General features: G+C 53.8%; 22 protein-coding genes and 1 pseudogene. 10 read left to right on the top strand and 13 right to left on the bottom strand.

From position 1 onward, the window contains the following. Nucleotides 1-65: 65 nt before the first annotated feature. The 3 genes and pseudogenes from MK208_RS18810 to MK208_RS18800 form a co-directional block, all read right to left on the bottom strand. Entirely contained in the window at nt 66-2,258 is a 2,193-nt protein-coding gene (locus MK208_RS18810; RefSeq protein WP_294119102.1) for a TonB-dependent siderophore receptor, read from the bottom strand. A gap of 563 nt (nt 2,259-2,821) precedes the next feature. Then, nucleotides 2,822-3,254: pseudogene (locus MK208_RS18805) on the bottom strand (integrase core domain-containing protein); the annotation flags it as partial. 204 nt (nt 3,255-3,458) lie between these two features. Then, nucleotides 3,459-4,424: an AraC family transcriptional regulator gene (locus tag MK208_RS18800; RefSeq protein WP_294119100.1), complete on the bottom strand. Its 966-nt coding sequence runs from the start codon at nt 4,422-4,424 to the stop codon at nt 3,459-3,461. 267 nt (nt 4,425-4,691) lie between these two features. Between MK208_RS18800 and MK208_RS18795 the strand changes: the two genes are divergently transcribed. The 6 genes from MK208_RS18795 (at nt 4,692) to MK208_RS18770 (ending at nt 14,275) form a co-directional block, all read left to right on the top strand. After that, on the top strand, nt 4,692-6,605 hold the full coding sequence (locus tag MK208_RS18795; protein WP_294119099.1) for a TonB-dependent receptor: 1,914 nt from the start codon (nt 4,692-4,694) through the stop codon (nt 6,603-6,605). Nucleotides 6,606-6,703: 98 nt separating this feature from the next. Next, on the top strand, nt 6,704-8,359 hold the full coding sequence (locus MK208_RS18790) for an alpha/beta hydrolase-fold protein (protein ID WP_294119098.1): 1,656 nt from the start codon (nt 6,704-6,706) through the stop codon (nt 8,357-8,359). Nucleotides 8,360-9,230: 871 nt separating this feature from the next. After that, nucleotides 9,231-9,884: a peroxiredoxin gene (locus MK208_RS18785; RefSeq protein ID WP_294119096.1), complete on the top strand. Its 654-nt coding sequence runs from the start codon at nt 9,231-9,233 to the stop codon at nt 9,882-9,884. Between the two features lie 95 nt (nt 9,885-9,979). Continuing rightward, nucleotides 9,980-11,698 (top strand): assimilatory sulfite reductase (NADPH) hemoprotein subunit, encoded by a 1,719-nt coding sequence (gene cysI / locus MK208_RS18780; RefSeq protein WP_294119095.1) that lies wholly within the window; start codon nt 9,980-9,982, stop codon nt 11,696-11,698. A gap of 23 nt (nt 11,699-11,721) precedes the next feature. After that, the gene (locus MK208_RS18775; RefSeq protein ID WP_294119094.1) at nt 11,722-12,462 is read left to right on the top strand and encodes a phosphoadenylyl-sulfate reductase; all 741 of its coding nucleotides are present in this window, start codon (nt 11,722-11,724) and stop codon (nt 12,460-12,462) included. Nucleotides 12,463-12,466: 4 nt separating this feature from the next. After that, a complete protein-coding gene (locus tag MK208_RS18770) occupies nt 12,467-14,275 on the top strand; it encodes an assimilatory sulfite reductase (NADPH) flavoprotein subunit (protein ID WP_294119092.1) in 1,809 nt (602 codons plus the stop codon). A gap of 55 nt (nt 14,276-14,330) precedes the next feature. Here MK208_RS18770 and MK208_RS18765 read toward each other — a convergent pair whose 3' ends face one another. The 7 genes from MK208_RS18765 to cyoA form a co-directional block, all read right to left on the bottom strand. Further along, nucleotides 14,331-14,861 (bottom strand): hypothetical protein, encoded by a 531-nt coding sequence (locus MK208_RS18765; protein ID WP_294119091.1) that lies wholly within the window; start codon nt 14,859-14,861, stop codon nt 14,331-14,333. Between the two features lie 81 nt (nt 14,862-14,942). Next, nucleotides 14,943-15,980 (bottom strand): DoxX family membrane protein, encoded by a 1,038-nt coding sequence (locus MK208_RS18760; RefSeq protein ID WP_294119089.1) that lies wholly within the window; start codon nt 15,978-15,980, stop codon nt 14,943-14,945. Between the two features lie 289 nt (nt 15,981-16,269). Continuing rightward, on the bottom strand, nt 16,270-16,992 hold the full coding sequence (locus MK208_RS18755) for an SURF1 family protein (protein WP_294119087.1): 723 nt from the start codon (nt 16,990-16,992) through the stop codon (nt 16,270-16,272). Continuing rightward, nucleotides 16,989-17,351, bottom strand: a complete 363-nt coding sequence (gene cyoD / locus MK208_RS18750) for a cytochrome o ubiquinol oxidase subunit IV (RefSeq protein ID WP_294119086.1) — start codon at nt 17,349-17,351, stop codon at nt 16,989-16,991. Before cyoD ends, MK208_RS18755 begins: the two co-directional genes overlap by 4 nt. After that, complete coding sequence (cyoC, locus tag MK208_RS18745; protein ID WP_294119085.1) at nt 17,348-18,010, bottom strand: cytochrome o ubiquinol oxidase subunit III; 663 nt, start codon at nt 18,008-18,010, stop codon at nt 17,348-17,350. The genes cyoD and cyoC overlap by 4 nt, the downstream gene beginning before the upstream one ends. 4 nt (nt 18,011-18,014) lie before the next feature. Beyond that, entirely contained in the window at nt 18,015-20,048 is a 2,034-nt protein-coding gene (gene cyoB / locus MK208_RS18740; protein WP_294119084.1) for a cytochrome o ubiquinol oxidase subunit I, read from the bottom strand. Further along, nucleotides 20,048-21,133 (bottom strand): ubiquinol oxidase subunit II, encoded by a 1,086-nt coding sequence (gene cyoA, locus MK208_RS18735; protein WP_294119083.1) that lies wholly within the window; start codon nt 21,131-21,133, stop codon nt 20,048-20,050. Before cyoA ends, cyoB begins: the two co-directional genes overlap by 1 nt. A 194-nt stretch (nt 21,134-21,327) precedes the next feature. Here cyoA and MK208_RS18730 point away from each other — a divergent pair, with 194 nt between their 5' ends. The 3 genes from MK208_RS18730 (at nt 21,328) to MK208_RS18720 (ending at nt 23,798) form a co-directional block, all read left to right on the top strand. Beyond that, complete coding sequence (locus MK208_RS18730; RefSeq protein WP_294119082.1) at nt 21,328-22,620, top strand: MFS transporter; 1,293 nt, start codon at nt 21,328-21,330, stop codon at nt 22,618-22,620. Nucleotides 22,621-22,788: 168 nt separating this feature from the next. Next, the gene (locus MK208_RS18725; protein ID WP_294119080.1) at nt 22,789-23,217 is read left to right on the top strand and encodes a hypothetical protein; all 429 of its coding nucleotides are present in this window, start codon (nt 22,789-22,791) and stop codon (nt 23,215-23,217) included. 110 nt (nt 23,218-23,327) lie between these two features. Further along, nucleotides 23,328-23,798 carry a DNA starvation/stationary phase protection protein gene (locus MK208_RS18720; RefSeq protein ID WP_294119079.1) on the top strand — a complete coding sequence of 157 codons (471 nt, stop codon included), beginning with the start codon at nt 23,328-23,330 and terminating at the stop codon, nt 23,796-23,798. Here MK208_RS18720 and MK208_RS18715 read toward each other — a convergent pair whose 3' ends face one another. After that, the gene (locus MK208_RS18715) at nt 23,799-24,053 is read right to left on the bottom strand and encodes a DUF1289 domain-containing protein (protein ID WP_294119077.1); all 255 of its coding nucleotides are present in this window, start codon (nt 24,051-24,053) and stop codon (nt 23,799-23,801) included. Nucleotides 24,054-24,330: 277 nt separating this feature from the next. Between MK208_RS18715 and MK208_RS18710 the strand changes: the two genes are divergently transcribed. Continuing rightward, nucleotides 24,331-24,507 (top strand): hypothetical protein, encoded by a 177-nt coding sequence (locus MK208_RS18710; protein ID WP_294119076.1) that lies wholly within the window; start codon nt 24,331-24,333, stop codon nt 24,505-24,507. An 81-nt stretch (nt 24,508-24,588) separates the two neighbouring features. Here MK208_RS18710 and MK208_RS18705 read toward each other — a convergent pair whose 3' ends face one another. Both MK208_RS18705 and MK208_RS18700 read right to left on the bottom strand, forming a co-directional pair. Then, complete coding sequence (locus MK208_RS18705; protein WP_294119075.1) at nt 24,589-25,152, bottom strand: 3-hydroxyanthranilate 3,4-dioxygenase; 564 nt, start codon at nt 25,150-25,152, stop codon at nt 24,589-24,591. Between the two features lie 123 nt (nt 25,153-25,275). After that, entirely contained in the window at nt 25,276-26,151 is an 876-nt protein-coding gene (locus tag MK208_RS18700; protein ID WP_294119074.1) for an EamA family transporter, read from the bottom strand.

Below are 26,151 nucleotides of genomic sequence, written 5' to 3'. Positions count from 1 at the left end.
GCAGATGCACTGGCATTGATGGATAGCAATGCCAGTGCGACGAGTGTGTGCACAACACGCATGGATCAGAAGAACTTGCGCGCGGTCAGAGTGAATTCGCGACCCTCGCCATAGACACAGCCGCCGGAGACGGAGTCGAGCACCGCATTGCCGGTGAGCGTATTGCCGTGGCAGTAGCCCACGTACTCTTTGTCCGCTAGGTTGCGCGCGGCGAGCATGAACTGCCAGTCGTTCCAGTCATAGCGAATAGACGCGTCAAACAGCATGACCGACTTCATGTCATAGGTGTTTGCCACATCCGCGTAACGGGATCCGGTGTAGCGTGCACCTGCGCCAATCGTCAGGCCCGCGACCTGAGGCAGTTGATACTCTGCAAACAGCGCTGCCGCGATGTCTGGGACACGGGCCACTTTGTTGCCGCCATAGGTTGCGTCTTCGGTGATCTCTGCATCCGTATATGTTGCGCTGCCGAACAGGCTGAGACCATTCCCGAAATCATGCGTGACCTCAAGTTCGATACCTTGGGAGCGCACCTTGCCGACCTGGGTGTAGACAATTGGGCTGTTCGAACTTGGATCGTCAAACACCGCGTCGTTTTTCTCGATATTGAAGAGCGCCATGTTAAATGTGGTTTGACCGCTTGGTGCAGTATATTTCATCCCCAATTCGCCGGCGATGGCTTTCTCCACATCCAATGCATCGCCATTCGCTTTCATGCCCGCCAAAGGCAGGTTGAAAGAGTTCGACAATGACCCGTAAACCATTGTGCTGGGGGACACATTGTATCCAACAGAGAGGTTTGCGGACGGCAACGTGTCTTTCATGTCGTGATCAAAGTTGGTCACCGAGGTGTCCAGATTGGTCAAGTACCCCTTGGCGCCGTAGTTGACTCGATCAAGGCGCAATCCACCGTTGATGATCCACTGATCGCCAATGGATGCGTGACCGCTGGCATAAAGTCCAATCTGATCCAGATCTGTCTTGCGTTCAGTCGACAAGTTGGTCGGGAAGGACCCGGCCAGGAAGTTGGTTACAGCGCCGGTGACATAATTACGCTCGCCAGCGTAGCCAGAGGTGCTTTTGTAGTCGCTTTCCATCTTAAAGTAGTCGACGCCAAACGCCAGTTGGCCGCTTACGCGATCAGACTCGAATTTGTAGTGCAGCGCATTGTCGGCGTTGAAGGAATCCACTTCCTGATCCACATCCAACAGGCTCATGACCCCCGTGTCGACATCGCTTGGCAATCCAACGGGGGCGCCAAGCAGGTAACTCAGGTTCACAAAGGATGCAGCGTAGTTGGTCCGCATGTCCCATTCGTTTTGCGCATAACGGGCGCGGCTGACAAAGCTGAGCTGATTGTCGAACTCATGTTCCAGCTCGTAGCCGAGGTAGGATTGTTTTGTTTCGATGTCGTTGTAGTCGGGATTTGCCGTGTAAAGATCGGTTGACCATTGGCCGTTCCCATTTGGCTCCAGTGAGCCGTATTCAGGCACGTTGATGTAAACGTCGCCAACGTCGTCTTTCATGTACTGACCAAACACTGTGAAGGTTGTCTGATCGGTCGGGGTGTAGGTGAGAGACGGCGCGATGTAGACACGGCCGGTGTCGACGGCATCGTACTTAGTTCCAAACTTGTTGCCGAGCGCGATAAATCGATAGGCGACCGTATCAGAAAGTGGCCCGGTTACATCCACACCCATTTCCAAACCGCCATGGGAGCGGGTGGTGGCAATCGCTTCGCCCTGGAACGTGAACTGAGGTCGTTTGCTGACAACATTAAGAAGCCCGCCCGGCTGGTTTGCACCGTAGAGATCAGACGTTGGGCCACGCAGAATATTCACGCTGTCCACACCGAATGTTTCTGTGCGCCAAGCCGCGAAATCGACCAGACGCTGTGGCATGCCATCACGATAGATCCCGGAAGACTGAGATTCAAAACCGCGCAGGATGAACTCGTCATAGCGATCATCCTGCCCATAGGTGCCTGTAGAGATGCCCGGGCTATAGGCTACAGCTTCTTCGAGGTTGCGCGCGCCCTGAGCTTCAAACAGCTCTTTAGGTAGGGTGGTCACGGAGCGCGGAAGTTCCTGTGGGTTGATCGGCACGCGCGATCCAGCGGTATTGGCCGCTTCGACGTTGGTGGCATTTTCGCCACCATCCGTGATTGTCGAAATGACAATTTCGCCCAGGTAATATGTCTCATCGAGACCTTGATCCTGCGCCAACGCAGCAACAGGAACCAGCATCGTCGATGCCATAAGCATCGAGATAGGCGACGTAGATATGTTGCGCAACACAACCTCCGAAATTCATCTAAAGAACCACCTTTCGTGGCCCTGATTCGATTGTTATCGCTGCTGAGTTGCTTGCGCCGCCTGGCTTTGATCTTTGACTTTCGCGGTGAGTGCTAATGTGAACAATTGTTCGCGTCAATTAAAATGAACAAATGGTCACATTTTTTGTATGCGACTGTTTCACACGTCAATTCGTGGATTTTGTGCGAAAAACTTGTCCGACGCCGCATCTGTTGCGGGTATGTGGCTTGCTCCGTTCGTGACAGAAAGCTGTAAATCACGCCAACCCAAAAGACTTGAAAAAGAGTCTCCTGCCAAATGGTGGCCAAAAATGGCATGACCCAAACCGGTTTAAGCTGCCAGCGGTCTTACGCCGTTGCTTTCTAAACCGAGACGGCTTTGGGGGACGGCGATTGACCTCTCACGGCTTATTAGCCCCCGTTTTTCAGCGCCCAATGTTATAATTGCCGGGGTTCATGGAAAACGGTCGTTCGGATCAGCCCCACCTGACTGGTCCAGTTTGAGTGTTAGTGCATGACCGGCCTTGGGTCCATCGGGACGACGGTTTTCGGGGCCGGCGGGCGGTAGCCCAAAGCACTATGCGGTCGTTTGGTGTTGTAATGCTCTCTCCATTCTTCGATCAGGATTTACGCCTCACGCATGCTGTAGAAGACTTCGCCATTGAGCAGATCATCCCGGAACCGGGCGTTGAAGTTTTCACTGTGTCCGTTCTCCCAGGGGTTGTCCTGCAGAATGCAGGCGGTCTTGACAACGGCGGCTTTGATCGCGTGCAGAACCGCCTGAGCAATGAAGTGTGGGCTATTGTCAGAGCGGACATAGGAAGGCTCGACGCACAGGATGAGCAGCTCGCTCAAGGCGTCGATCACATCACCAGATGTTCAGCTTATGCTTCACCCTGATTGCGAGACATACCCGGCTGTGTTCGTCGAGGATGTTCAAGGTGTTATAAAAGCTAGCGTGTCGTTGGAACATTGAGCCTTCAGACAGGCCGAATTGGGCATTCTGTCCAAGCGGTTCTGTTTTAAGGGGGCCAAATAGTAGCGTAAGACGCGGATCTGAAACGTTTCAAGTAGTAAGAGAACGACACACTCCCAGATCAGTCGGGTTGCTCAAAGAAGACCGGGTTAAACCAGCGTTAATTAGTCAGTGGCCAAGGGCAAAGAAGTTGCGCTGAACCTCTGAAGGCAAAACACCCAAGTGTTTTTTGAACGCTGTGGCAAAACCTTCTGGAGAACGGTAACCTGCTATCTCCGCGGCGTCAGCGACGCTGACACCATTTTTTTCCAATGCCCAACGTGCTTGATCCAAACGCACAGCGCGAACATATTCAAAAACGGTCTTGTCGTGAGCACAACGAAACAAGCGGCGCATTGTCGATAGACTTACGCCGCCCGCATTGGCAATAGCCTGAAGCGTCGGCATCGGACCCGGTGTTTGTCGGATAAACTGTTCCATTCGATCAATTTTCCGCATGTCAGCAGCCTCCAATTGCTCTGGAGTTTCGGTTGTATCGTCCAGGTGTGCGAATGCGGAACACACCAGATTTAGAGCAGAAACCTCCATCTTCAGTTTGTTAAGGGCAGAAGGACGACCCGCAGTGCGTACAAGGCTCTCGATTGTCTCTTTCATTTCATTTGTGACATTCCATTCGTGACGGCGAAGATGCTGAAATGTGTCGCCCGATTTGAGATCAATGCCATTGCGTGCCAACCACTCGCGAGACATTTTTAAGTTGAGTTTGCGTGCATAGGTGCCCGGCTTAATACGGCGTAGGAAAGACACGGGTTCATTGATTGATGTCAAAACCATATGGGGAGGAGCACCGCGGCGACGGCTCAAGTCCAAAGGGCGGTCGTTCAGATAGGCTTCAGTACCGCCTTCAAGATAGCAATAAAGGGAGACGCTCGGGTTGAACGTGCCGATCCTGTCCATACGCTCCAAAGCTACAGAATCTGATGTGTGAATGGTCAGACCTGCTTGCAGCTCTTGCCAAAAACTACGCCCTTTGAAAGCGCGGTCCAGCAAGTTTTTTCGGTCCGAATGTCTCGGGGGATCCTTTGTGAACAGGTCGGTTTCACCTTCAACAGTGGCCTGTGAGAAAAGTGCCAAAGCTCTTCCTCCAAAAATTTGCAGAAATACACCTAAGGCTCGATTTGGTCCAATTTGGCGTTATGACGCAGATTTCTGACGCTCACGCTTTGGACGCTCACTGGCGGTATGTCGCGCCACTTTGTATCGCTCAGATGAACAAATCAATCTTTGAATCGGACAAAAAAAATGCGGAAAAGTAAATCGTTTTTGGTTGGAGGACTCTTCGCCAGTGTTTCTACTCTGAGTGTCTCAGCTGGATGGGCACAGGATGAGGAGAGCGACTTCTTGCTTGATGAAATCAGGATCAATTCTTCTGAATCACAAGATCTGCTAGGGAACACTCAGGTGACGGAAGAAGACCTGGAAGATCGTGCGCCGACCTCTATGGCGGATGTGTTCCGCGGCAAAAGTCAGGTTTCTACTGCCGGGGGCGCGGCTATTGCTCAAAAGGTTTTTGTTCAAGGGATTGAAGAAAGCCTGCTCAGTGTCACAATCGATGGGGCAAGGCAAAATAAAGGCGCGTTCCATCATGCCGGAAACGTTTTGCTTGATCCCGCTTTGCTGAAACAAGTCGATGTGAGCGCAGGGCTCGCACCAGCCGATTCCGGGCCGGGTGGACTTGGGGGGGCTATTGCCTATGAAACAAAAGATGCTGATGATCTGCTTGCCCCTGGCGACAATTTTGGTGGGTTTGCCTCAGTTTCAATCTCGGACAATGATGATGACTATCGCGGCACGCTAGCTCTTTATGGTCGACAACACCGGCTGGAATACATGTTGTCATCAACACGTCACACCTCTGACGACTATGCGGATGGTGATGGGAACATTGTTGAAGGCACCGGCGCAGAACTGGAAAGCTACCTTGGCAAGCTGGCTTACACCTTTGAGAACAATGGGCGGCTTGAGTTCTCGGCGTCCCATACTGAAGATACAGGCGTACGTTCTGCGCAAAGAGGTTTTATCCGTCCAGATTTTGGTGGGATTGTGGGGCTCCCAAACCAGGAATTTCAGGCAAAAGCGCAACGCAAGTCCTATTCATTGACATATTCCGCCAATCGTGAGGGCGAGGTTTTCTCACCGGAAGTCCAATTGGCTTGGAATGAACAATTTACGGATGCGGGGGATGGCGAAGGCACCAACATCAGCCTTAGTGGGGCCATCAAGAACGACTTTCAATTGGAGAACGGTGTCGTTACCGCTGGTCTCGATTTCTTTGACGACGAAGCAAAAGGTTCAAATCAAAGAACGGATCGGAGTACAGGAGACATAATCGTCAACGGTGGCCGTGAAACGGTGTCCAATATTGGCGTGTTTGCTCAGGCACGTCAAAATTTCGGTAGTAGGCTTTCGGCGTCCTACGGCGCTCGTGTGGATAGTCAAAGCTTTAAAGGCGTTGATGGAAGCCGTTTCTCTGCCACAGGTGTCAGTGCAAACGGGGCGTTGGACTACCTATTGACGGACTCGCTGACCTTTACCGCTGGACTTGCCACAACCTGGGGCGGGTATCAGTTAGGTGAAGCAGCGTTGATCAACTTCTCGCACCCTTGGACTTATGATGGCATGGTGCCATCTCGATCTTACAGCGGTCGGGTTGGTTTACGATACGAGCTAGGGGATTGGGATGTTCGTGGAGCATTGTTCCGTACCGATATCAAAGACCTTGCATCTGTTTTGCCAGTCCCTGGGGGCAGCAGCCGCGCAGAAATCCATGAGGTGGAAACAAGCGGACTCGATTTTTCCGCAGGATATACCGGCGCAAATGGATATGTCCGGCTGAACTACACTTATGCAGATGTAAAAGTGGATGACAGTAGTGCCGGGGGGATTGATTTCTACATTGGTCGCCCCGTAGGGCACCTGATTGGGATCGAAACAGCTTGGGATATCGACGATCAATTCCGTTTGGGCGGCGTCGCGGAAATTGCTCTGAAGAACAATGATACTCAAACACTTGGTCCTGTAGGTGGGGGTAATACGGGAGTCGTTCAAGAAAACCTCCCAAGTTACTCTGTGGTAAATGTTTTCTCAGAATACCGTCCTCGCAATCTCGACAATTTGGTTTTGCGTTTGGACATACGCAACTTGTTTGACGAGACTTATGTGCGGCGATCTGCAGATGGCAACGGTTACTACCGCGCAGTTGCTTTGAATGAGCCGGGTCGAACATTTGCGCTGACCGCGCGCGTCGAATTCTGACTTCATCGATATTCAGAAACTCCAGAGTGGCAAGGCCACTCTGGAAACGTTTCAGAAGACGACTTTCCTAACTGACTTCAACTCAGAGCCAAATGAATATGTCACGACGTCATGCGCTCATCGTTCTGATGGCCGTGTATCTTGAGGGCGCGCCGATGCTTTTGTCGCAAGAGGCGGGAGCCAAGCTGGAATTGAACCAAGCCTCCGAGGTTTATGCTGCTTTGCCAAATGATCCTGAGGGCCAAAAACTAGCGCAAGTGGTACATTTTGAAACACGCCCAGGATCTTACGTTGAAGGTGTTTTGGAAAGCGCAGGAGCCGCGCTGGAATTGTACCTAGAAGCACCGGGAGGGGCAGAGCAGCGCCGTCTGTTAACGGATGTCGTTTCGTCTCAAAGTTTCCGCTTTGTTGCAACAAGAGATCGTTACCAGTTGCGGTTGACATCGTCGACCAAGGGCGCAAGCGGCTCTATCAAACTACGACGAAATGTGCCGCAGGAAGAATTTTTAGAGCGGAAAAAGACCACACCTAATTGGGAACCTGTCAGTCCAACTCTAAAAAAGATGTTGGTTGCGGAAGATTCAGAAGGAGCGGTCGCATCCTTCTGGAAAAATCGGCTTGTCGAGGGCACGCCGATGGTTGAGGCGGACCCAGAGGGCGACCCAGAGATGCGCTTGGTTACTTTTTTGTGGAGAGGTGCATTAGAAAATGTTCTTTTGGTTGGCCCGCCTGCATCCGATCATGTTTGGATGCGGCCTTTAGGTGACACGGATATCTGGTTTGCTTCTTTCCGCGTTCGCAGAGATTTGCGGCTGAGTTATCAGCTTGCGCCGGATATTCCATTGATTCCTGGAAACGCCCGGGAGCAGCGCATGGCACTGCTTGCGACGGCTCAAGTCGATCCGCTGAATCTATACCCATTTTTGCCAAGTGCCACGGACAAATTTGATCAAATGAGTTATGCTGCACTTGATATGGCGCCTAAACAGCCGGGCTATCCGGTCCAGAATACAGATTACGATCTGGAGGAATTGTTTTTTGACAGCGCCATTTTAAAAAGCGGGCGTCGTATATGGATACAATCGCCGGCAGGTTTTGATCCGGAAAACCCTGACAATCTTCTGCTCGTTCTTTTTGATGGTGCGCGATACAGTCTGGAGAGTCCCACTGCAGGCATGCTCACAACCTTGCAAAAGGACGGGCTGTTGCCCCCAGTGGTGGTGGTTTATATCGACAGCTTGGATCCGAAACGGCGTATGCATGAACTTACATGTAATGAAGCATTCCAAGAGGCGGTGGCCACGGAAGTCGTGCCATTTGCTTTGGCGCATGTAGGTATGGTGCATAATCGAGACCGGACTGTAGTGGCTGGCTCGAGCCTTGGTGGTTTGGCATCGTCCTGCTTGGCCATTCGCCAACCTGAAGTGTTCGGAAATTTTATTTCGATGTCGGGATCTTATTGGTGGTCACCGAAAACCTTTCCGGCGGTGAATCTACCCTACATGACACATGTGGCTCATAGCATTGGAAGCCAGAACATTCGGGCCGTATTTGCCGCGGGTCGATTTGAAACCAGTCGCCACACAGATTCCGTTGGGATTTTCGAGGCTTCTAGGAGGTTGGCTGCGGCATTGCGAGACATAGGATACCCAGAAGTGCACTGGTTTCCATATGAAGGCGGTCACGACTACGCGATTTGGCGTGGGGCGCTGACTGAAGGGCTCATCGCATTGTTCGGAGACACGGGTAAGTAGCTCTGGGAGTGCGATAAGGGGTGTTTTCTCGTAGCTTGAGTTTGTAAGGAGACAGATGTCGATATGTGGGGCATCCGGCTCGAAGTCTTGCGGCGTGTAGAACCAGCCCCGACCTGTGTTGCCAAGAATGGCGCTTGCCAAAAAAATGGTCCTGAGAGGGCAGGGTGGATTGTGCAGAGTCGAGACAGTCCATCTTCGCCTTCAAGCGCTCCAAGAAGAGGCCCTCAGTAATGGCGTCGATGATGTGGGCGATGTCGCATTTGACTTGAGTCACTTCCCTGTTGGGCTTGGCTTCATCGGCAGATTTTTGAGCAGTCAGGCGGTTGTGCTCTTCCCGATTAGCTTTGCGGTATCCGAGCTGAGATCCGGGCCCAGAAGTTGGTCCTTGAGACCCGCTAGGTCACGGTCTTCCTGGTCGATGCGTTTGATGATCGTGATGCGGTTGGTGTAAGTGCCCTTGTTGTGGCGCCCGATGGCAAAATAACCTTTTCCAACCTGATTGACGCCGCCACGTGTGACGTCCTAGCGGGCTTTCACATCCGAATGAATCTCTCAGAGGTAATTCGGACGGTTTTCTCATACGGGAGTGGTAAACAGAGCTTTCGCACGCTTCAGCTCTTCAAATTTCGTTCCATTTTGGGTCTTCCAAAGCAAATGCGTGTTCTGTTTCCTGGAGGAATGCCAAATCACCTCCTTACTACTCCCCGGTGTAATTGACCCGTTAAAAACCTGCTGTTAGCGAATTTACAAAGCAAGCAAAAGATTCCACGCGCCCGGCGTTTCGGATAGCTCCAGCTCAGCCAAATTCATGACACTACAAGCTGTTCACCCCCAATTTGTGGGAATGCACGGCGTAATGGAAAGAAAGACAATGGCTCTTCGCATCAACGATACCGTTCCAAACTTGAATGTGACAACTGATCTAGGCAGCTTTGATCTGCACGATTGGATCGATGAAAGCTGGGCGATTTTGTTCAGCCACCCCAAAGACTTCACACCTGTATGCACCACCGAATTCTCCGCGGTGGCACAGCTTGCGGAAGAATGGGACAAGCGTGGCACTAAGGTGATTGGCGTGTCTGTAGACGGTGTGGAAGACCACAAGAAGTGGAAAGGCGACATCGAGAGCTATGGCGGCGCAGCGGCGGGCTTCCCGATCATTGCGGACGACGGTTTGGAGGTCTCCAAAGCTTTCGACATGCTGCCAGCAGAAGCCTATCTGCCGGATGGTCGCACCCCGGCAGACAGCGCAACCGTGCGCTCGGTCTTCATCATTGGGCCAGACAAGCAACTGAAATTGTCGATGACCTACCCGATGACCGTAGGCCGCAACTTTGCTGAAATCCTGCGTGTATTGGACGGTTTGCAGACCTCCGCCAGCAAGGGTGTTGCGACGCCGGCAAACTGGGTGCCGGGCGAGGACGTGATCATTCCGCCAACCGTCAGTAACGAAGACGCCAAAGAGAAGTTTGGTGCGTTTGAAGCGGTCCTGCCGTACCTGCGCAAGACCAAAGTACCTGCCTAAGCGTTTAGGTTCCTGAACATTTGAAAAACAACACGGGCGGCATCCTGCCGCCCGGTGGTGTCCTGTTGCCCAAAGGCATGCGAAAGCGATAGCCCATGTTAGACAGCCAATCAGACAATTCGGACCTGATCGTCGAAGGAAAACTTGCGGATAATGAACGCCTGAAGCGGGAAAGTAACTTCCTACGCGGCACCATTCAGCAAGACCTTCAGGACCGCATTACCGGCGGGTTCACCAAAGATAATTTTCAGCTGATCCGCTTCCACGGGATGTATCAGCAGGACGATCGCGACATCCGCGCCGAGCGCGCCAAGCAGAAGCTTGAGCCGCTGCACAATGTGATGCTGCGCGCGCGTATGCCCGGCGGGGTGATCCAGCCGGACCAATGGCTGGTGATCGACGACTTTGCGCGCGAGCACACGAGCTATGGCTCGATCCGCCTCACCACACGTCAGACATTCCAATTTCATGGTGTTCTGAAGCCTAACATCAAGCACATGCATCAGGTTTTGAGCTCTATCAACATTGACGGCATTGCCACGGCTGGCGATGTGAATCGAAACGTGCTGGCCTCTACCAACCCCGTTGAATCTGAGCTTCATGCGGAGGCTTATGAGTGGGCCAAGAAAATCTCAGAGCACCTTCTTCCGAAAACGCGGGCCTACTATGAAATCTGGCTGGATGAGGAAAAGGTGCACTCAACTGAGGAGCCCATCCTCGGGTCCAACTACCTGCCGCGCAAATTCAAGACCACCGTGACTGTACCGCCCAATAATGAAATGGACGTACACGCCAACGACTTGAACTTTGTTGCGATCGCGGAGGGGGGTAAGTTGGTTGGCTTCAATGTGCTCGTGGGCGGCGGTTTGGCCATGACCCATGGGGATACGTCGACTTATCCACGCAAGGCCGACGATTTTGGCTTTATCTCTTTGGAACATACGCTGAAGATCGCGGAGCATGTCGTGACAGTGCAGCGCGACTGGGGCAACCGCGTCAATCGAAAAAACGCAAAGACCAAATACACGCTGGACCGTGTTGGTACCGAGACATTCAAGGCGGAAGTAGAGCGACGCGCAGGCGTTCGTTTTGAACCATCCCGCCCCTATGAGTTTACGTCTCGCGGCGACCGGTTTGGCTGGGTTGATGGCATTGATGGCAAACAGCACCTGACACTCTACATCCTTTCGGGACGCATTCTCGATTACCCGAGTCGCCCGTTAAAAACTGGTTTGCGCAAGATAGCGGAAATCCATCAGGGCGACTTCCGGATGACTGCCAACCAGAACTTGGTGATTGCTGGCGTGCCGCCCGAGCAGAAGGAAGAGATTGAGCGCATTGCCCGCGAACACGGGCTGATCGACGACCTGATGACGCCACAACTCAAAAACTCGATGGCTTGTGTGGCGCTGCCCACCTGTCCGCTGGCGATGGCCGAAGCGGAACGCTTCCTGCCGGAACTGGTGTCTAACGTCGAGGGCCTTCTGGCCAAGCACGGTGTTCCTGACGATCACCTGATCCTGCGTGTTGTGGGCTGCCCGAACGGCTGTGGCCGCGCAATGCTGGCAGAGGCCGGTCTCGTCGGCAAAGGCCCAAACAAATACAACTTCTACCTTGGCGGTAATCGCAACGGCACTCGCGTACCCAAACTCTACAAGGAAAACGTCACACCAGACGTGATCTATTCCGAGCTTGATACGTTGATCGCCAGCTGGGTGGTTGAGCGTACCCCAAACGAAGGCTTTGGCGATTTCGTGATCCGTAAAGGCATTGTTGCCGAGGTCAAAGTCTCCAAAACAGACTTTCACGCGTGAATTTAGGACTGAGGGAAATTCCCATGACAGTTGCGACACAATTAGACGAGGATGCCTCTAAGGCGGTCAAAGGCCCAAAGGTCTTTACGGCGGCCAACGAATGGCTCCAAGAGCAGGATGCGGACACGCGTGTGGACTGGGCGTTGCACAATCTGCCGCGCGATCATGTTGTATCGTCCAGCTTTGGCATCCAGTCTGCCGTCATGCTGCATATGATGACGCAGCACGTGCCGGTCATTCCGGTGCTGCTGTTTGATACCGGCTACCTCTTTCCAGAAACCTATCGCTTTGTGGATGAGCTCAAAGAGCGCCTTGATCTGAACCTGAAGGTGTTCCGCGCGGACATGAGCCCCGCATGGCAAGAGGCGCGGTTTGGCCAGCTTTGGGATCAGGGCGAAGAGGGTTTGAAGAAATACAACAACTTAAACAAGGTGGAGCCTATGCAGCGGGCCATGAGCCAAGTGGGCGCTGGCACGTGGTATTCTGGTCTGCGCCGCTCCCAGGCAGAGAGCCGTTTAGATCGAAAGATTCTGGAATTTCAGCACGGGCGCGTGAAGTTCCACCCGATTGTCGATTGGAGCAACCGTGATGTGCATTTCTATCTGAAAGAACACGAGCTGCCATATCACCCGCTTTGGGAACAGGGATATGTCAGCGTTGGCGATACCCACACAACGCGCAAGCTGGAAGACGGCATGCGTGAAGAAGACACCCGTTTCAACGGTATGGGGCGCGAGTGCGGCCTGCATGTAGATCAGGATTGAACCGATGATCACCACGCAACTGCCACAAGGCATAAATCCGCTATCCCCTGAGCAGGCGCAACAATTTGCGCAGCTTGCCGGTACATTGTCCCCTATTCAGCAAGCCTGGATTAGCGGGTTTCTGGCGGCGACCGCTCAAGGCAGCGCATTGTCAGCGCCACTTTCTGCGCCGGTCGCCGAAGCGGCGCCATTGACCATTCTTTACGGATCCCAAACCGGCAACGCCAAACACGTTGCAGCGGACCTAGAGGCCGCCGCAAAAGGGCGTGGCATGGATGTGTGCCTGATTGATATGGCGGATTACAAACCGGCCAAACTCAAAGACGAAAAATTCCTGACCATTGTGGTTTCGACATATGGTGAAGGGGAACCACCCGAGCCGGCTGAAAAGCTGCACGCCTTCCTGGCTTCCAAGAAAGCGCCAAACCTGGAAAACACTCAGGTCGCTGTACTCGGTATCGGTGACTCCAGTTATGAGTATTTTTGCCAGACCGCGATCGACTTTGAGGACCGGCTGAGCAAACTGGGTGCCAAAGTTGTTGTTGAAGCAGCTCTATTGGATGTCGACTACGATGATCACACCGAAGGCTGGATTGGCGGGGCGCTCGACATATTTGAGCCGGAACTCAAGGCCTCAGCCTCCGCGCCCGGTGGCAATGTAGTGCCGCTGCCAGGTGTGGCTGTGGCCGCACCGGTCTCGCAATATTCTAAGAAAAATCCCTTCGCTGCCGAGATCAGCGTGGTGCAGAAAATCACTGGCCGCGACAGCAGCAAAGACGTGCGTCATATCGAAATATCGCTTGAGGGATCTGACCTGACTTATCAAGCAGGCGACGCTCTTGGCGTATACTTTCACAACGATGCAGCAGAAGTAGAGGAAGTGCTTGAGCTTTTGGGCATCGATGGCACATCGGAAGCCAAGCTGGGTGACGATACGAAACCTATCCGCGATCTGTTGATTGAGGATCTGGAGCTGACCCAATCCTATCCGACATTTGCTGAGAAATACGGCAATTTGGCGGGGGACGAGGCGCTGATCAAACTAGCGGAAGACAAAGTACTATTGCGTGACTTTCTTGAGCCACGCCAGATTTACGACATCCTGCGCGAACATCCTCAAAAAATTCAGCCGCAGCAGTTGGTGGATTGTCTACGCAAAATGCAACCGCGGCTCTATTCCATTGCTTCAAGCCAATCAGAGGTGGAAGACGAAGTACATCTGACAGTTGGGGTGGTGGAGTGGGATGGCTTTGAACGCAGCCATCTAGGCGGCTGCTCAGGCCATCTTGGACGTCGTGCTGAAGACGGCGACAGTCTGCGTGTGTTTGTTGAAAGCAATGACAATTTCCGTTTGCCTGCCAATGCGGATACGCCGATCATCATGGTTGGCCCAGGCACCGGCATTGCGCCGTTCCGTTCCTTCCTTCAGGAACGGGAAGCGCAGGAGGCCGAAGGCAAGAACTGGCTGTTCTTCGGAAATCCGCATTTCACGCAGGATTTCCTCTATCAGGTTGAGTTGCAGGGCTATTTGAAATCAGGCTTGCTCACGAAGCTTGATGTGGCCTTCAGCCGTGACCAGAAAGAGAAGATTTATGTGCAGGACCGCATCCGAGAGCAGGGGGCGGAGCTTTTCCAATGGCTTGAGAATGGCGCGCATTTCTACATCTGCGGGGATGCGAACCGCATGGCCAAGGACGTGTTCGCTGCGTTGATTGATGTTTGCAAAGAATATGGTGGCATGGATCAAGACGCTGCCGAGGGCTACATCGAAAATCTCAAAGACCAAAAACGCTATCAGCGGGATGTCTACTAAAGCGCAGCGGACGTAGAATGCCGCGCGTCATTGGCGTGTTGGTTGAGCTAAGTCTCTAGCGTGTTGGACTTTGCGGCATTGGTTGAAAAACTCGCGCGCTTGCAGAGATTTCCTCGCCGTTGACAGTAAAAGCAGAGTGGTCATGCGCATTCAGCGTCACGCGTATCTCATTGGTTCCAGGAGGCAGATCTGCAAGGTGAAAATGCGGACTGTATAGCCGCGCGAGTTTTTCCCCGTTCACATAAATATGCCCATGTCCTTCCCCCAAAATCGGTTCGCTGTTCACCCCGTTGGGGCGAAACTCAAAACCTTCAGTCTGCACTTCGACATTCCACCCGGACAGGGCGTCTTTTTGCACGTGTAGCGTCACCAATTGGGCGTTTTCGGCTGCAATTTCAAAAAGTCCATGAAACATGGAGTGATCATGGGTGAAATGCGTGGAGTGATCTATCTGAGCCGGAGTTTGAGGCGCGCCGCCAGGGGACAAAAGCATGCCGACAAAAATGGCGCAAACGGTCCAGTAAATCGCATAGATCACTGTGGGTCTTGGGAGCGGGTAACGTGCCCACAGCGCCAGTTTGTGCATAGTATGTCTCCAAAACGCTTACGGTGATCCGTGTCACGTCACAGCGCCGTTTGCAGGCACTATGACGTACTTGGCCTCAGCTTACTCTGCGGGAGCTGTTTTGACACTTTGGCTGCGCAACGTCGGGTTCTTGAGCTTAATTTTCTGCCCATATCCGAGAAGCAACAAAATCACGGCAGTCGCAATTATCGGCATGTGCCCAACCAGTTCCATCAGAGCATGATCATTCTGTCCGAACACAAGGAAAGTGATGTTGGATGCCAACATGAACACGGCCACCACCAGAATGTTCAGACGGGTCACAACGCCTAGAATGAGAATGGTCCCAAAGACCACTTCCATTGCGCCGGCTGACAGAACGAACAGCTGATCTGTATACCAGTCAAAGCCGAGCGCCGGCATGAAGTTCCATTGATAATTCGCGATGAAGGCTTGCCCCAACATAGCGCCAGCGAGCTTCTCCGTAATGCCCAACGTAACAAGCGCGACACCTGTGAAGATGCGCAACATATCAACCGAGTAGGGCTTCAGTTTAGCTCTCAACTCTTCATTCGGGACATAGTTGAAGTAGAGAAAGAGGGCGATACCAATAATGTTGACGTACTCCAACGCCTTCACAAAGCCGAAGTTAACCATAGTGCCGAGGTATAACAGGCCCATCAGGATTGCGGCGTGGTGAACCAGGTTGTTGGAAATCAACATGATCCCAATGACCGCCTCTAAGAACACCAATGCATAGCCGAACCCGTTAAACGCTTCCATGTGAGGCGCGATCAAAGCGCCTGTGTATGCTGTCAGCAGGAACGACATTCCCGTAAATATCCGCAAGAGCTCAATCGCATCATGCCTTAGCTTGCTTGGGATAATTGGGACACGCGGAAACCGTCCATCCAAAACAACCGCAGTGCAAATTAGCAAGCATCCAATTGCGATCCACGACAAAACGGCGGGATCGTTCCAGCTGTAGGTTGGAAATGTCTCAAGAGCGGGATCATTCGCGTCAACAAACCAACGCACATGGGCATGCGCCAAGGGAACGGCAAAAATTGAAGCAAAGCCTAGAGCCGCCAAAACCCTAGAGACTGGCCAAAGAACGGTTTGTCGAAAATCAGAATGCATAAAAGCCTCCGGTTATAATACTGAGAGGCACCAATCCTGGTTAGTGCCGGGTGCATCAAAGCTGGAGTGTGACCTAGCCCTTTTGGAGTAGCGCTGATGGCTCAACATTACAATAAGGGTTCGAGCCGCAGTCGAAGTACGTTTGTGTCCGGGGAGATCGGTCGGGGTAGAGGCGACCGCTACCTATTGGCTATTTGATCCTGCCTTGCAACCGGAGTTCCAGCTGTCAGGCGCGGACTATTTGCATGTGGGCTAAGTCTGATCGTCCTGAAAGGGGCAATGAAGGCAGTTACAGATCCGGGTTCACTCTTTGATAAATCACAAAGCTGATCATTGCCGCCAACAGCAACGCCATTGCGTACCAAGTCAATGCATAGCTTAAATGGTTGTTACGAAATGACACTTGGGTAAGCCCTCCCCGCGGCCATGTGGGTGAAACGTCCGTGTGGTCTGCGTCTACGAAGTAACTGGTACGGGCTGGTAAACCTATAGTGTGGTTCATGGCCTGTAGATCCGCCGAGAACCAACGTCCGGCGCCTGGATCATTCTTTTCGAGCCAAGTACCTTTGGACTTGGGCAGACGCAAAAGCCCTTCAACTCTCTGTGGTCCAGTGGGCTGCGTGATCCGTCCGCCATCCAAACCGGTAGGCAAAAACCCCCGGTTGACCCAGGTGATGTGTTCGCTTCCATCTAGCGGAGTGAGCAGCCAATACCCCGGCCCCAGGTCTGTGACGGCTTTGATCCGCAGGCTGTCGTCATGCAGATACGTCCCTTCGAGATAAACTCTTTGATATTCCAAAACAGCGCCCGTGTTTGGCGCCGCTACAGGTGGTGCAAAGGCGCGGGTCTCTACCGCCTCGATCAAATCGAGCTTCCACGTCAAGCGGCGCATTTGCCAATTTCCCAGCGCAACCAACGTCACGATGATGACTGCTGAGAGTGCCAACAGCACACAGTCGACCCAAACTGGACGTGCAGAAAACGTCGGTGACTGTGCGCTGTGCTCACTCATGGCAGGTTGCGAACCCGCTCGATTTGCTCATGAGCCGGCATCATATTCTCGTGCAGATGCACCATGACCCAGATCGAGCCTGCCAGGATGATCACCAGCAAAATAGCGGTGAACACCAGCGACATGGCTTGCCAGCCGTCCTCCGCGCCAACAGTGACGTGTAGGAAGTAGTGCACATGCACAAGGATCTGGATCGCGCCGAGGCCAAAAATGATCAGCAGAGCGATGCTCAAGCTGACCTTCACGTCTGCCATGACGATCCAGAACGGCACCACCGTCAGCAGAACCGATAAGGCGAAACCAATGATGTAGGATTTGTAAGAACCATGCGAGTCATGGCCGTGCTCTTGCGCGCTCATAGCAACACCCCGGTGAGATAGACAAAGGAGAAAACACCGATCCAGATCAGGTCGAGGAAGTGCCAAAACAGTGACAGGCACATGATCCGGCGTTTGTTTTCATGGGTCAGGCCGTGCATTTGCACCTGCACCAAAAGCACCACCAACCAGATGGAGCCGCATGTGACGTGCAGGCCGTGTGTGCCCACCAAGATCCAGAAAGACGAGAGGAACGCGCTTGCGCCTGGACCTGCGCCAAGATGCCAGAGGTGTTGGAATTCCAACACCTCCATCACCAGGAAGGCGCCACCAAACAGGCCCGTTACAATCAGCCAGAGCATCATGGCGCGCTGTTTGTCCTGTTGCATGTTGATCACGGCAAAGCCGTAGGTGATCGAAGAGAACAGCAGGAAGAAAGTCGACAATAGGATTTTGTCAATTTCAAACAGATCCGCAGGTGACGGGCCTGCGGCGTAGCTGGTGCCAAGCACTGCGTGAACGGCGAACAAGATACCAAAGATCAGGCAATCGCTCATCAGGTAGATCCAGAAACCCAGCCTGGTGCCGGTTTCATGGTGATGTTCGTCATGATCATCGTGACCCTCATGATGATGTGGGTCTTCGGTGACATAAAACTGGTAGCCGCCTTCCGGGGCCGGGCCTGCAAGTGAAGCTGTCATGGGATTACTCCGCTGCTGGGATAGAGGTGTTGCCCGCGGCCTCAATTGCGCGCACTTCTTCAGCGGGCACATAGTAGTCGCGGTTGTAATTGAAGGTGTGGGCGATGCCCCAGACCAGCGAAGCAAAGAAGGTCAGTGCGGCAAGCCACCAGACGTGCCAGATCAAAGCAAATCCCATCACGGTCATAAAGCCTGAGATGACAATGCCACTTGAGGTGTAGTGCGGCATGTGGATCGGGACGAAGCCTTTGGTTGGGCGCGCTGCGCCTTCTGTCTTCATGTGATGCCAGCTGTCGAGTTCATAGACACGCGGGCTGAAGGCAAAGTTATAGTAGGGCGGCGGAGAGGTAGTGGACCACTCCAAGGTGCGTCCGCCCCAAGGGTCGTCGCCCACTTTGAGCTCTTCGCGTTTCCAGATGCTGACCACGATTTGCATGACAAAGGCGAGCACGCCCACACCGATCATCAAAGCGCCGACGAGGGCAATCAGGAAGTAGATACCGTAGAAGGTGTCCTCAAACTGGCTCAGGCGGCGGGTGACGCCCATCAGACCGAGGATGTAGAGAGGCATAAAGGCAAACCAGAAGCCAACCACCCAGCCCCAGAAGCTGACAAGACCCCAGCCGCGGTGCAGTTTGAAGCCGAATGCTTTAGGCCACCAGTAGTTGATGCCCGCAAAGATGCCAAAGACAACACCGCCGATGATGACGTTGTGGAAATGCGCCACGAGGAACAGAGAGTTGTGCAGCACATAGTCGGCGGGCGGCACCGCCAGCAGCACGCCGGTCATTCCGCCAACCACAAAAGTCAGCATGAAGGCGACGGTCCACAGCATGGGCAATTCATAGTGAATGCGGCCCTTATACATGGTGAACAGCCAGTTGAAGAGCTTCGCCCCTGTCGGGATCGAGATGATCATCGTGGTGATGCCAAAGAATGAGTTCACATCAGCACCGGCGCCCATCGTAAAGAAGTGGTGCAGCCACACGATGTAGCTCAGGATCATGATCACGCAGGTCGCGTAGACCATGGATGTGTAACCAAACAGGCGCTTTTTGCAGAAGGTGGGCACAATCTCAGAGTAGATGCCAAAAATTGGCAAGGTCAGGATGTAGACTTCCGGGTGGCCCCAAATCCAGATGAGGTTCACATACATCATCGGGTTGCCGCCCATTTCATTGGTGAAGAAATGGGTGCCCAGATACCGATCTGCGGTGAGCAAAGCGAGCGTGGCGCTGAGAACAGGGAAAGTGGCCACAATCAGCACGTTGGTACAGAGCGTGGTCCAGCAGAACACAGGCATTTTCATCCAGGTCATGCCCGGCGCGCGCATTTTAACGAGGGTAACAACAAGGTTGATGCCGGAAAGTGTTGTCCCGATCCCGGCGATGTTGAGCGACCAGAGGTAGTAGTCCATGCCCACGCCCGGGCTGAAGGTGAGCCCAGACAGCGGGGGATAGGCCAGCCATCCTGTGGCGGCAAATTCGCCGACAAACAAGGAGATCATAATCAGCACGGCGCCAGAAACGGTCAGCCAGAAGCTGAAATTGTTGAGGAACGGGAATGCCACGTCACGCGCGCCGATTTGCAGTGGCATCACATAGTTCATGAAGCCAGTGACAAAGGGCATGGCCACGAAGAAAATCATGATCACGCCATGCACCGTGAAGACCTGATCATAGTGATAGGCAGGGAGGAAACCAACGTATCCGGCAGAGGCCAGCGCCTGATGCAAGCGCATGAGCAATGCATCGGCAAAGCCGCGCACCAGCATGATGACTCCAAGGATCATATACATGATGCCAATTTTCTTGTGGTCGATGGAGGTGAACCACTCTTTCCACAAATAGCCCCAAAGGCGGAAGTACGTGATTGCCCCAACAACGGCGACGCCGAGCAGGCAGGTGCCGATGAAGGTGCCCAAGATGATCGGGTCATAGAAGGGGAAGATGTCCCATCCCAGTTTGCCCCAGAACCAATGGGTTGTGTTCACAGCGTCTGCGCCATGGGCTGCGGTGGATGCGGTAGGGGATGCCATCAGTTTTGCGCCTCGGGCTGTGATTGTGCAAGAGGAAGTGCGGGGAGGTGGTTCACTGCGGAGAGGATCTCACCTTTGTGGGGGTCATGTTCCGGTTTCAACAACAGGAACAGGCTTTCTGGATCATCTGCAGAGCACAGTCCGCGGAACAATTCGCGGTTGTACAGACCATCCAAACCGCCGCCGCCCAGAGCGTCCACCATCTTCATGTCGTTTAGGCAAAGTTCGTTAGTGCCGGCGCACATGTTCAAAATTTTGTCCCAAATGCCGTCTTCGGTGGTGCCGAAATAGGTGACATCATGCGCCGTGGTGGGAACTTGCAGTTCGGTATAGCTGTGTTGATCCAGGGTATTTGGCGCGTCTTTGACTTCCTTCACCCAGGCTTCAAATCCAGCTTCATCCAATGCGTGAAAATCAAAACGCATGTCGGAGAATCCGTTGCCGGAATAGTTGGCGGAAAAGCCTTCGTAGACCCCCGGGGCATTGATCACCGCGTTCAACTCGGTTTGCATGCCAGCCATGGCGTAGATCATGCCGGCCATTTCAGGGATGTAGAAGGCATTCATCACGGTTGCGGACGTGATTTTCCATTCTACGGGCCGGTCCACAATTGCGGCGGCCTCATTCACGGTGGCGATGCCGAATTCTGGATACAAGAAGAGCCATTTCCAATCCATTGCCACCACCTGCACCTCTAGCGGGGTCACATTGGGGTCGATTTGTGTGTCTTCAGAAATCCTTTTGAGGTCATCATAAGGCTCGAGCCGATGGGTGGCGACCCAAGTGAGACCGGCGAGACAAATGATGATTGCCAGCGGCACAGCCCAGACCACGATTTCCAGGCTGACGGAGTGATCCCACTCCGGCTCATAAGCCGCGTCCTCGTTGGACTGTTTGTAGTGCAGGGCAAAAAAGATCGTCAGTGCCGTTACGGGAATGATGACGATCAACATCAATACCGTGGCATAGACGATCAAGTCGCCTTGCTGCGCAGCGATGTCTCCTGAGGGAGACAGAACCACCAAATTACAACCGGACAGACTGAAGAACAGGGCTAGAGATAGCCCAATGCGAAAGACCCACATGGCAAACCGTGCTTTATTGTTCAGGATTTTGCTGGGTAGGGCAGGTTGCTACTGAACCGATACCTCGCAGTTGCGGCATAAAGCCTGTGGACTTTGGACACAAGATGCTGCAATGCGACAATTGCCCTCGCCCACGATTTTTTGTCCCCTCAAAAAACGCAGCCAGGTATTCCCAAATGACAGGAGAATGCGACATGGCGAGTTCCAGCAGCCCAACGGTACAACACGTAACAATCGATGATGTGATCACCACTGTGGTGATGGCGCGGGTCACCGATTTCTTTGGCTTTTTTGTTTATGCCATTGCTTCGGCTTTGGTGTTCCCCACGGTGTTTTTCCCGCATCTTGATCCGGTGACAGGCACGCTCTGGTCGTTTGCGCTTTTCTCTTTGGCCTTCCTGGCACGTCCGATCGCCAGTCTTGCAAGCCGCTGGATTCAGAGAAAAATCGGGCGCCCGGCCAAGATTACTTTGGCGCTTATGGTGTTGGGGGTGTCCACCGTCGCGATTGGACTGCTGCCAGGGTATGGCGAGATTGGCCTGCTGGCCCCCATCAGTCTGGGCATTTTACGTTTCGTGCAAGGTCTCGGACTTGGCGGAGCCTGGGATGGAATCACGTTGCAGCTCAAATCTGCGGCGCCAAAGGGTAAAGAGGGTATCTATTCCATGGTGCCACAGCTTGGCGGACCCATTGGGTTTTGTGTGGCTGCGGCATTGTTTTATGTGCTCACTGGCTTTCTGACAGAAGAAGAATTCCTGAGCTACGGTTGGCGGTTTGCCTTCTTTGCGGTGCTTGCGGTCAATGTTGTGGCTCTTTTTGCACGCCTACGTCTTATGACCACCAATTTTGGCAGTGATGATGACACGCAACTGAAATCGGCACCGTTGAAGGGCCTTTTGCAGGATGAAGGCCGTACAATTGTTCTGTCAGCTTTGTTGCCATTGGCCAGCTATGCGCTGTTTCACATGGTTACGGTGTTCCCGCTCAGTTACACGCTGTTGCTTGGTAGTGGTGATGTGACCCACATTCTCATGCTGGAGTTGATCGGCGGCACAGTGGCTATTGGCGCGGTGATTCTGTCGGGCGTGCTTGCGGACAGGTTTTCCAATCGAGTTGTCCTCTGGATCAGCTGTGCAATGGTGCCGGTGCTTTGCGTTGGTATCACCTGGCTGAACACGCACCCTGCAATTTACATTCTTCTTGGCTTTGTTTTGCTGGGTTTGTCTTACGGCCAGTCCAGCTCAATCGTGCCAAACAGGTTTGCGCCGGAGTACCGCTATTCAGGCTCCGCCCTGGCCACAAACCTGTCTTGGATACTGGGGGCAGCCTTTGCGCCGTTGGTTGGCCTGTTCGCCGCTTGGAAATTTGGCCTTTGGGCCTCGGCTTTGTACCTGTTGTCCGCTGCGGTTGTGACCAGCGCAGCTCTAGTTTTCTTGCGCAAAGAGGGCATGGCAGCGGATCGACGCGAAGACGTCAAAGGGGAATGATCTGCGCTGCTGTCGGTGGAAGGCAAGTGCTGCGGCTGGCTAACGAAGACGTGTTCTTCTTTAGGCAGCTGAGGCTTGCTCCGGCCTTTTAACCAAGTATTATTGTCAGGATTCTTAAATTGTGCCATATGAGCGATTAAGACCGTTCACAGGTAGCGAGACCCGAAGATGCAAGCAATTCAGCTAGCAAATCCCGATGGTTTGACACCGACGCCCGTAAAACGGCTGCCGGAGCAATCACTTCTGTTGGTGAACTACCTACGAATGGTGGCTCGCCGAAGCCGGTCTGCGGCGCGAATGGACCTCAATGAAGCCTGTGGTTTGTTACTGGCTGACCCTGCAAATGCAGACATGCGTCATGCGGAGATCCTGATTCGAGGCTTTAAACAAGCCGTCGGCAAAAGGCCGGTCTTCTTTCAGCCAGACACCGATGACATATCATTTGATGAAGCATGGCTGGGGCGTTTGTTTGAGACACTCGCACGTGGAGACGAAGATAGTTTTGTGTTCCTGATTAAGTCACGAGTTCCGCTTTGGACGCAGCGGAATTTCGCCTTTTTGATACGGTCGATATCCGAGCAATTTTCTCAGACTTAGAATAATTCTAAAAAGTGGTTGGAATTCTCTCCCGATGCTATAAATAAGGGTAGCGGGCGGCGATTGTACGCCCAAAGGTTTCCAAGAACGGACGTATCGAGGTATTCAAAATGACCCAGACAGCTATTGATCTGACCACCGACTCCCGTGCGGCAATTGCAGACGCGTTGAACCAGTCTGTTGCCGAAACGGCCGTAACCACCATGCTGGCGCAAAACTTCCATTGGAACGTGACAGGTATGGCCTTCGGCCCGCTGCATGACCTGTTTCAGAAAATTTACGAAGACCATTTTGAAGCGCAAGATGACCTGGCCGAACGTGTCAAAGCGCTGGACGCGCATGCCGAAGGCACATTGGCTGGCATGTTGAAGCGCTCCAAAGTGAGCGAGCACGAAGGTGACGCGACCGATAAGGACATGATCAAAGCCATGCTTGAGGCGCAAGAAACGCTAGCCTCCACGCTGGCCGGTGCGGGTGAATTGGCAGCTGAGCACGGTGATACTCTGACAGAAGACCTGTGCATTAGCCGTGGTCAAGTGCATGAAAAGTTCGCCTGGTTCCTGCGTTCCCATCTGCGCTAACTATTTGGTTAGCGGGAAATTTACCCTGACCTTCTTTTTGTCGAGCTTCTTCCGATAGGCCGGTGCCCAATGTGTGTACCGGCCCATTTGTGCCTGCTGACACACCAAAAGTTGAACAAAGCCTTCTCGCTGATCTGGCTTCTTGATCGACTTGAAGAGCTTCTTTTGGCTCTTGGTCATCGAACACCCCAAGCAATGGCCTTCGCGACGGAACTTGCATACGTCGATGCAGGGGGAGGGGATTTTCTTGCTCATCACTGGACCTCTTAGGAAAAGCGCAGCGGATTGCTGGATGACAGGCTGTATGTAACCCTCTGATACGAATTGTCGATAGGCCGGCTCTCGCAAGCCTCGCTCGGGGCCGCATCTGTCGACATTATCATGACCGGCATAGTTTACCTGAGAGGGGGCTCGCGTCGATCGGGAGCTGGGCCAAACCGACTTCGAATGCGATCTTATTGGTGGACCAAATTGGCCGGGAGCGTGGGGTTCCGGATCGCCTTGAAGCCCTTGAGCAGGTGCGTAAAAGCGGTTGCGCTCGATCTTTCTGACCTCACTGACCTTGGCGGCTGGCCTTTTTCCAATGGTCGCGTTCGGGGGCACGCTTTGGGGGCGGGCGACGGCTGGTCTGATACGAGGCGGTCTCGGAGTTGCCATCGTGCTGGTGTTGTTTGCGGTGCCCTGGCTGTATCACGTGCTGCTGAAGTAACGCGGCAGCTATTTGGCCTCCACTTAAGCTGGATAAGCTGCAGGGCCCGGCTCAGTTGTGGAAACGAATGCTCAAAACCGCCTACAGCTGCACCCACTCCGCCGGCGGCTTGCCTTTGCCCGGATGCACCTCGCCACAGGACGGGCAGGTGCGGTTTTCAATGCTGTTGTGGAACCGGTCGTAGATTTTTGGCAGGGCGGTCACGATGCCTTCGGGGCCGTCCAGCGCAACTTCTTCCCGATGCACCAGCCCTTCGCAGTTGAAGCAGAACCACTCAAACCCTTCTTTCATGCCGGGCTGTCGCGGGGCCTCAACCACAATGCCAATAGAGCCTTCTTGTGGCCGTTGCGGGGCGTGGCGCACATGTGGGGGGAGCATAAAGACTTCGCCTTCGCGCACCGGCACATCATAGATTTTGCCGCCATCCGCGATTTTGAGCATCATGTCGCCCTTTTGCTGGAAAAACCACTCCTCCACCGGATCGTCATGGAAATCGACGCGGGTGTTGGGACCGCCCACCACCATCACAATCATGTCGCCTTCCTTGTGCAATAGCTGATTGCCAACCGGCGGGCGCAGTTTGTCCGCATTCTCCGCAACCCATTTTTTGAAGTTGAACGGTTTCAAGGTTGGATGTGTGGCCATGTGACCCTCCCTAAATGTCCGCGCGATGCCTGCGCCGCGCACGTGTTGGCAGCAGGCTAAGGGATTTTGCGGCAAGGAAATATGGAATTTGGGGAAAGTGGCTATCCGCTTTTGGAATATGCCTTAGGGCGCGAGCAGTAAGGCGGTGCCAATCATCGCCAGCACCATGGCGAGCAGCAACCGTGCAAGCGCCACGTTTTCTTGAGTTGGGCGCCACCGCATCAGCACGGCGGCAAACAGCACATCCACGGCGCCCAGCACGGCTACGGCGGCCACCGTGGTGTGTTTGAGCGCAAAGAACTGCAATATCTGCCCGGCACTGAGCGCAAAGGCGGTGATCCAATGCGCCGATGTCCGGTCGCCCGTGATGTGATGCCAGCCAGACAAACGGCCTTGCCGCAACACTGTTCCAGCGGCGACCCAGACAGCGGCCACCGACGCGCCAATGGCGGTGCCCAATGCTGCGTCTGGCAGATGCAACAATCCAAGGCCGCGCAGGGTATAGGCCATTGCATAGGCAAAGGCGGACAAGGTCCCAAGCATCACCCAGCCACCCAACGGCGTTTTGCTGGGGCGGAGATAGAACAGTACCCCCGCAAGGACAAATACACCGCCGAGCAGAACCTGTGAGCCGGGCGTTTGCCCCAGTACAACAAAGGCGCAGGGTAGGGCAAAGACCGGCACCAAGCGACGCAGCAGCCCTGCGTTGACCGCGCCCGCGACCTCGGTCACACGATACATGGTCTGACGGCCCAACACATTGGCGCAGAGCCCGGCGCAGGCAAATATCAGCAGCGCCATTCCGCCCGCGCCAGACACCAGCACGGCGCGAGGGGCGTCTGCGGTGAACAGCCAAAGCCCCCAAGAACAGACAGCTGTGACGATAATGGACAGAAAGATGCCGTTGTCGCCCTGCGCTTGCGGTTTTGCATGGACAATGGACACGCCCGCCACGCCGTAGGCGGCGGCTGCAAGCAGGGCCAGCGCTTCGCCTAACAT

The organism is Shimia sp., assembly GCF_022448905.1.
GTDB lineage: Bacteria > Pseudomonadota > Alphaproteobacteria > Rhodobacterales > Rhodobacteraceae > Shimia.
The sequence above is the reverse complement of the archived record's forward strand: the minus strand, read 5'-3'. Positions and strand labels throughout refer to the sequence as shown.

Bases quoted from the DNA above. Each gene is read 5' to 3' on its own strand.
- MK208_RS18705 (WP_294119075.1), bottom strand. From the start codon at position 25,152: ATGGCCACACATCCAACCTTGAAACCGTTCAACTTCAAAAAATGGGTT.
- MK208_RS18765 (WP_294119091.1), bottom strand. From the start codon at position 14,861: ATGCACAAACTGGCGCTGTGGGCACGTTACCCGCTCCCAAGACCCACA.
- cyoC (WP_294119085.1), bottom strand. From the start codon at position 18,010: ATGACAGCTTCACTTGCAGGCCCGGCCCCGGAAGGCGGCTACCAGTTT.
- cyoA (WP_294119083.1), bottom strand. From the start codon at position 21,133: ATGTGGGTCTTTCGCATTGGGCTATCTCTAGCCCTGTTCTTCAGTCTG.
- MK208_RS18720 (WP_294119079.1), top strand. From the start codon at position 23,328: ATGACCCAGACAGCTATTGATCTGACCACCGACTCCCGTGCGGCAATT.
- MK208_RS18775 (WP_294119094.1), top strand. From the start codon at position 11,722: ATGACAGTTGCGACACAATTAGACGAGGATGCCTCTAAGGCGGTCAAA.
- MK208_RS18785 (WP_294119096.1), top strand. From the start codon at position 9,231: ATGGCTCTTCGCATCAACGATACCGTTCCAAACTTGAATGTGACAACT.
- MK208_RS18810 (WP_294119102.1), bottom strand. From the start codon at position 2,258: ATGGCATCGACGATGCTGGTTCCTGTTGCTGCGTTGGCGCAGGATCAA.
- MK208_RS18755 (WP_294119087.1), bottom strand. From the start codon at position 16,992: ATGAGTGAGCACAGCGCACAGTCACCGACGTTTTCTGCACGTCCAGTT.
- MK208_RS18715 (WP_294119077.1), bottom strand. From the start codon at position 24,053: ATGAGCAAGAAAATCCCCTCCCCCTGCATCGACGTATGCAAGTTCCGT.
- MK208_RS18790 (WP_294119098.1), top strand. From the start codon at position 6,704: ATGTCACGACGTCATGCGCTCATCGTTCTGATGGCCGTGTATCTTGAG.
- cyoD (WP_294119086.1), bottom strand. From the start codon at position 17,351: ATGAGCGCGCAAGAGCACGGCCATGACTCGCATGGTTCTTACAAATCC.
- MK208_RS18725 (WP_294119080.1), top strand. From the start codon at position 22,789: ATGCAAGCAATTCAGCTAGCAAATCCCGATGGTTTGACACCGACGCCC.
- cyoB (WP_294119084.1), bottom strand. From the start codon at position 20,048: ATGGCATCCCCTACCGCATCCACCGCAGCCCATGGCGCAGACGCTGTG.
- cysI (WP_294119095.1), top strand. From the start codon at position 9,980: ATGTTAGACAGCCAATCAGACAATTCGGACCTGATCGTCGAAGGAAAA.
- MK208_RS18730 (WP_294119082.1), top strand. From the start codon at position 21,328: ATGGCGAGTTCCAGCAGCCCAACGGTACAACACGTAACAATCGATGAT.
- MK208_RS18700 (WP_294119074.1), bottom strand. From the start codon at position 26,151: ATGTTAGGCGAAGCGCTGGCCCTGCTTGCAGCCGCCGCCTACGGCGTG.
- MK208_RS18760 (WP_294119089.1), bottom strand. From the start codon at position 15,980: ATGCATTCTGATTTTCGACAAACCGTTCTTTGGCCAGTCTCTAGGGTT.
- MK208_RS18770 (WP_294119092.1), top strand. From the start codon at position 12,467: ATGATCACCACGCAACTGCCACAAGGCATAAATCCGCTATCCCCTGAG.